The sequence below is a fragment of the Streptomyces alkaliphilus genome (assembly GCF_014141535.1).
Lineage (GTDB): Bacteria > Actinomycetota > Actinomycetes > Streptomycetales > Streptomycetaceae > Streptomyces > Streptomyces alkaliphilus.
On sequence record NZ_VKHT01001107.1, the window covers coordinates 1 to 1,527 of the forward strand.

At 73.5% G+C, this 1,527-nt stretch carries 1 protein-coding gene; it reads left to right on the forward strand.

Annotation, left to right across the window (positions count from 1 at the left end; translation table 11 throughout):
- The first annotated feature begins 59 nt into the window (after window positions 1–59).
- Entirely contained in the window at window positions 60–1,190 is a 1,131-nt protein-coding gene (gene hisC, locus FNQ90_RS22740; protein ID WP_182608063.1) for a histidinol-phosphate transaminase, read from the forward strand.
- Window positions 1,191–1,527: the final 337 nt, after the last annotated feature.

Genomic DNA, 1,527 nt, shown 5'->3' on the forward strand with positions numbered 1-1,527 from the left:
GGGGAGGGGCGCCGGCAGGGGGATGGGCCCCGTCGCCCTTTCCTCCTAAAGTAAGGAGGATGAGCTCTTCGACGCCCTCGCCGATCCCCGCCTCGGACGCGCCGACCCTCACCGGTCCCCGTCTGCGCGCGGTGCTGGACGACATCCCGACCTACCGCCCGGGGCGTTCCGCCGGTCCCGGCACCGACGGCGGCCCGGCGCCGTACAAGCTCTCCTCCAACGAGAACCCCTACCCGCCGCTGCCCGGGGTGCTGGAGGCCGCGACCGGGGCCGCCGGGGCGTTCAACCGCTACCCGGACATGTTCTGCGGGGCGTTGACCTCCGAGCTCGCGGAGCGGTTCACGGTGCCGGTGGAGCACCTGGCGACCGGCACCGGCTCGGTGGGGGTGGCCCAGCAGCTGCTCCAGGCGACCGCGGGCCCGGGCGACGAGGTGATCTACGCCTGGCGGTCCTTCGAGGCGTATCCGATCATCACCCGGATCTCCGGGGCGACCTCGGTGCAGGTGCCGCTGACCGCCGGCGAGGAGCACGACCTGGACGCGATGGCGGCGGCGATCACCGACCGCACCCGACTGATCTTCGTCTGCAATCCCAACAACCCGACCGGGACCGCGATCCGCCGCGCGGAGTTGGAGTCCTTCCTCGACCGGGTGCCGGGCGACGTGCTGGTGGTGCTGGACGAGGCGTACCGGGAGTTCGTGGACGACCCGCTGATCCCGGACGGCCTGGACCTGTACCGGGAGCGGCCCAACGTGTGCGTGCTGCGGACCTTCTCCAAGGCGTACGGCCTGGCCGGTCTGCGGGTCGGCTTCGCGGTGGCGCACGCCCCCGTGGCGGAGGCGCTGCGCAAGACGGCGGTGCCGTTCGGTGTGAGCGGCGTCGCCCAGGAGGCGGCGATCGCCTCGCTGCGCGCGGAGCCCGCGCTGCGGGAGCGGGTGACGTCGCTGGTGGCCGAGCGGGAGCGGGTCTCCGCGGAGCTGGCCGGGCAGGGCTGGACGGTGCCGGAGACCCGGGCGAACTTCGTGTGGCTGCGGCTGGGCGCGGAGACCACGGAGTTCGCGGCGGTCTGCGAGGCGGCCGGGGTGCTGGTGCGGCCGTTCCCGGGCGAGGGGGTGCGGGTGACGATCGGGGAGACGGAGGCCAACGACCTCTTCCTGCGCGCCGCGGCGGAGTTCCGCAAGGGCCGGTAGTCCCGAGCGGGGAGCCTGCCGGCGCCCGGTGGGAGCCCGGCACGCGCCCTACCGTATGAGGGCCGGCGCGGAACCGTCCACGGGCGGAGCCGCGCCGGTCCAGCCCGTTTCCGGGCGTGTTCGGGGTCGCGGGAGAGTGGGGTCGAAGGGTCGGGAGACCCGGAGAGACCGGTCTCACACCCCCCGGGCGCGGATGGTGCGCGGGCATGGGGGATACTTGCTTGTGAATGTGAATACGTTCACAAGCTGGCCTTGTCGTATTCGCTGTTCGCCTTCTCGTCCCGTCGTGTCCCGGCCGGACGGGTCGGACGGATCCGGTGCCCCGGGGACCCACCCC